Here is a 3,958-nt window from a genome sequence, read left to right on the forward strand (position 1 = left end):
TGAAGCGCCCCGGGATTTGTGGAGGCTCCAACATCTGAGAAAATGGAGCCATGAAGAAGCAAAGCAAATTTTCCCCCGAAGTGCGTGAACGCGCTGTACGTATGGTGCTCGAGCACCGTGGAGAGTACCCATCGTTGTGGGCCACCATCGAGTCCATAGCACCCAAGATTGGCTGCGTGCCCCAAACGCTGAACGATTGGGTTCGCAAGCACGAGGTCGATGCCGGCACACGCGATGGGGTTACCAGCGCCGAACGTGAACGCGTCAAGGAGCTCGAACGTGAGGTCAAAGAACTGCGTCGAGCCAACGAGATTCTCAAGCTGGCGAGCGCTTTTTTCGCCCAGGCGGAGCTCGACCGCCGATTGAAGTAATCCGGCGATTTATTGATGAGCACCGTGATGCTTACGGGGTCGAGCCACTTTGCAAGGTCTTGCAGATTGCCCCGTCAGGCTACCGTCGCTATGCCGCACAACAGAGGAACCCAGAACTGCTGTGTGCCCGTGCCAAGCGAGATGAAGTTCTGATACCCGAGATTCACCGGGTTTGGGAGAAGAACATGAGGGTTTACGGCGCTGATAAAGTCTGGCGTCAGCTTCACCGCGAAGAACAAGCCGTGGCACGTTGCACGGTTGAGCGGCTGATGCGACGACTTGGTATTCAAGGCGCAAGGCGCGGCAAGTCGATGCGTACCACTGTGCCCGATACGTCGGCGCCATGCCCACTGGACCACGTTAATCGGCAGTTCAAGGCCGACCGTCCCAATCAGCTGTGGGTGTCGGATTTCACCTACGTGTCGACCTGGCAAGGGTGGTTGTATGTGGCGTTTGTAATTGACGTGTTTGCCCGGCGCATTGTCGGCTGGCGGGTCAGCAGCTCAATGCACACAGATTTCGTTCTGGATGCACTGGAGCAGGCGTTGTATGACCGTCAGCCGCAGCAAACTGGCGGCCTGGTCCACCACAGCGACAGGGGTTCTCAATACGTCTCTATTCNTGCGACGACTTGGTATTCAAGGCGCAAGGCGCGGCAAGTCGATGCGTACCACTGTGCCCGATACGTCGGCGCCATGCCCACTGGACCACGTTAATCGGCAGTTCAAGGCCGACCGTCCCAATCAGCTGTGGGTGTCGGATTTCACCTACGGTACGCCCAGCCAGCGTAGCCCGCCTGCATGGGGGTGAAGCTGCTTGAGCATGTTTGGAATGCAGGACCCCGGAGGAGTTGACGTTGCAGTACCGGGGCATGCCCTTCCTCTGCTGCGAGAGGAAGTGAGCCGAAGCGGCGGTGACTTGCCGACACTGGCAAGGTGACGTAGTCCGTGGGAAACGGGGCTTGAGGCGAAGCGGTTACGCCAAGATAAGTCTCTAGGCTGAGCATGGGACGGTTGAGGAACACGAACCTGTTAAACCGCATCTGAGGGTTGAAATGTCACCCCTGCCCACACCGCTTTACGGGCAGGACGCGAACGGGAGCTGGGTACAGGTATGGCCCAGCGACACGAATGCTGATTGGACAAGTAGGCTGATCAGCAGGGAACGACGGGGAGCGCGCAGCTAGACCGTAGTGTTTGCGACGACTTGCGGCAAGCAAGGATAAAGACTGCGACAGGCAGCCTCGCCCATGCGTTGAGTCCAACATGTGAACTGGGGAAGGTCTGCATGGATGCCAAGGGAGTGTGTCCCCGATGACGTGCAGATTGGCGGAGCCTCCGTAGTAGTCCGAGGTCGGGAAAGCCGGCCACATGGCGAAGGGAGGCAGTTGAAGTGGTTTGCTTGGTCGATTAACTGACCATAGAGAGGTGAAGACCTTTGATAATCAGTGAAATGCAAAGCAAACTGGCGACATGGTCGACGGAGAACAAAGAGCGCAAGTTCGATCGACTCCTGAGATTGATTGCCGATAGGGATTGGCTGAGCGAAGCGGCTCGCATTACGCTGGCATCCAGCGGGGCTCGCACGCCGGGTGTGGACGGGGTCGACAGACGCATGCTGGAAGCAAATCTCCAACATGAACTGGCGACGATACGCGAAGAGCTATTGGCGGGCTCGTACAGTCCGCTGCCTGCACGACGCGTGTATATACCGAAAGCGAACGGCAAGCTCAGGCCGCTCGGCATTCCGAGCCTGCGGGACCGGATCGTGCAACGGGCCATGCTGATGGCAATGGAGCCGATATGGGAGAGCGATTTCCACCCGGCTTCCTATGGCTTCAGACCGGCCCGTAGCGTACACCATGCGATTCGCACGGTGAAGCTTCAGCTGCAAGATAGTGGTGAACAAAGTGTCGCCGGACGCTGGGTAATCGAGGGCGACCTTGCCAGCTACTTCGATACTGTTCATCATCGTCTTCTGATGAAGGGAATTCGCAAGCGCATCGCCGACCAGCGCTTCCTCGCCCTGCTCTGGAAATTCATCAAGGCGGGCTGCGTTGATCGTGATCTGTTCCGCGCTTCGAGCGAAGGTGTTCCTCAGGGCGGTGTCATCTCACCCCTGTTGTCCAACATCATGTTGCATGAATTTGATGCGTGGATGGAACGGAACTACCTGAACAAGAAGGTGCGCAAAGATCGGTGGGCGTGGAACTTCGGCATTCTCAAGCAGCGGCCCATTGCTGTGCGAGAAAATCGGCAGTGGAAACCTGCTGTAGCCTACTGCCGGTACGCTGATGACTTTGTGATCGTAGTCAAGGGAACCCGTGAACATGCTGAGACCGTACGTGAAGCATGCCGTGAGTTCCTTGAAGGCGAACTGAAGCTCACGCTGAATATGGAGAAAACCCATATTACACATGTGAATGACGGCTTCGTCTTCCTGGGTCACCGAATCATCCGCAAGCGAGGGCCACGCGGCACTATGCGGCCTGTGACGACGATTCCGTGGGAGAAGTGCCGGGGCTTTGCCCAGAGGCTGGTCAAGCAATTGTCTGGCAACTACGGTGCGAACCGAATGGACCTCATGGAAAGCCTGAATCGGCAACTTGCTGGCTGGGCCGCCTTTTATCAATACACCGACTACACGGCCATCATGTTCCGGAAAGTTGACCGGACGGTATTCTGGAAGTTCGGGCACTGGCTGGCACGCAAATACCGGCGTGGATTCACGTCGCTGATGCGCGACCATGTCCGGCGGTCCGAACCGGGAAGAGCCAAAACATGGGTTCTTGAAGGTCAGAATAGTCGGGGTTGGTACGGGGCGGTGGCGCTTCGGCGTCTTGTTACCAGCAGAAAGGGCCAATTCAGGTGGCGTAACCCGTCGGAGAATCCGTACATTTTGCGCGATAAGACACGCAGTACCATCGAGTCGCGCTATCCCGATGTCGCCTTTGCTATGAGCAACGCTTGAATGGAGAGCCGGATGCGCTGAGAGGTGCAAGTCCGGTTCGGGGAGGAGAGGCCGGGAGATAGCTCGACTACGCCCGGTCTCTTACTCCACTGTCGACCTGGCAAGGGTGGTTGTATGTGGCGTTTGTAATTGACGTGTTTGCCCGGCGCATTGTCGGCTGGCGGGTCAGCAGCTCAATGCACACAGATTTCGTTCTGGATGCACTGGAGCAGGCGTTGTATGACCGTCAGCCGCAGCAAACTGGCGGCCTGGTCCACCACAGCGACAGGGGTTCTCAATACGTCTCTATTCGCTACACAGAGAGACTGGCTGAGGCAGGAATTGAGCCCTCAGTGGGCAGTCGTGGAGACAGCTATGACAACGCCTTGGCAGAAACCATTAACGGCTTATACAAGGCCGAGGTGATTCACCGTCGAGGGCCCTGGAAAACCAAAGCGTCGGTCGAACTGGCTACGCTGGAATGGGTATCGTGGTTTAACCATCATCGCCTGCTGGCTCCCATCGGGTATATTCCACCGGCAGAGGCTGAAGAAAACTATTACCGACAGCTGACTGAAAAGGTCGCCGTCGAGGTCTAACTTAAACCAACCGGCCTCCACGAAAACCGGGGCGCTTCA

The 3,958-nt window shown here is 57.2% G+C and carries 1 protein-coding gene, 3 pseudogenes and 1 other annotated feature; all 4 genes and pseudogenes read left to right on the forward strand.

All coding sequences use genetic code 11. From position 1 onward, the window contains the following. Positions 1 to 50: 50 nt before the first annotated feature. A pseudogene (locus tag CHR62_RS15505) lies at positions 51 to 1,000 on the forward strand (IS3 family transposase); the annotation flags it as partial. Then, positions 329 to 445, forward strand: a sequence feature (AL1L pseudoknot). (Overlaps the previous pseudogene by 117 nt.) Beyond that, positions 996 to 1,142, forward strand: a pseudogene (locus tag CHR62_RS15910) (IS3 family transposase); the annotation flags it as partial. The pseudogenes CHR62_RS15505 and CHR62_RS15910, both read left to right, overlap by 5 nt. 666 nt (positions 1,143 to 1,808) lie before the next feature. After that, positions 1,809 to 3,341 (forward strand): group II intron reverse transcriptase/maturase, encoded by a 1,533-nt coding sequence (gene ltrA / locus CHR62_RS15510; RefSeq protein WP_233575048.1) that lies wholly within the window; start codon positions 1,809 to 1,811, stop codon positions 3,339 to 3,341. An 83-nt stretch (positions 3,342 to 3,424) separates the two neighbouring features. Further along, positions 3,425 to 3,919 (forward strand): annotated as a pseudogene (locus CHR62_RS15515) (IS3 family transposase); the annotation flags it as partial. Positions 3,920 to 3,958 lie beyond the last annotated feature (39 nt).

It is taken from the genome of Pusillimonas sp. NJUB218 (assembly GCF_003788685.1).
Taxonomy (GTDB): Bacteria; Pseudomonadota; Gammaproteobacteria; order Burkholderiales; family Burkholderiaceae_B; genus Neopusillimonas.